The sequence below is a fragment of the Kluyvera georgiana ATCC 51603 genome (assembly GCF_001654985.1).
GTDB classification, from domain to species: Bacteria; Pseudomonadota; Gammaproteobacteria; order Enterobacterales; family Enterobacteriaceae; genus Kluyvera; species Kluyvera georgiana.
The window spans coordinates 1-330 of record NZ_LXEU01000150.1 but is presented as its reverse complement, the minus strand read 5'-3'; the positions used below and the strand labels follow the sequence as shown (position 1 = coordinate 330).

General features: G+C 54.8%; 1 protein-coding gene and 1 rRNA gene. One reads left to right on the top strand and one right to left on the bottom strand.

The genetic code is table 11. The features are described 5' to 3' along the window. Nucleotides 1-197 (top strand): hypothetical protein (locus M989_RS26130; RefSeq protein WP_064549277.1); only part of this gene is annotated, 197 nt, incomplete at its 5' end. A 19-nt stretch (nt 198-216) separates the two neighbouring features. Here M989_RS26130 and rrf read toward each other — a convergent pair. Next, a 5S ribosomal RNA gene (gene rrf / locus M989_RS24080) occupies nt 217-330 on the bottom strand; the annotation flags it as partial.

Below are 330 nucleotides of genomic sequence, written 5' to 3'. Positions count from 1 at the left end.
ACGTAAAAAAGCCCATCCGTCAGGATGGGCTTTTTTACTTATTTGATATCTGGCAGTTTATGGCGAACCTCCACCTGCCCGCCACCCTGGGCCGTTGCTGCGCAACGTTCAAATCCGCTCCCGGCGGATTTGTCCTGGGCAGGAGAGCGCTCACCGACAAACAACACATAAAACAAAAGGCCCAGTCTTTCGACTGAGCCTTTTGTTTAATTTGATGTCTGGCAGTTCCCTACTCTCGCATGGGGAGACCCCACACTACCATCGGCGCTACGGCGTTTCACTTCTGAGTTCGGCATGGGGTCAGGTGGGACCACCGCGCTACAGCCGCCA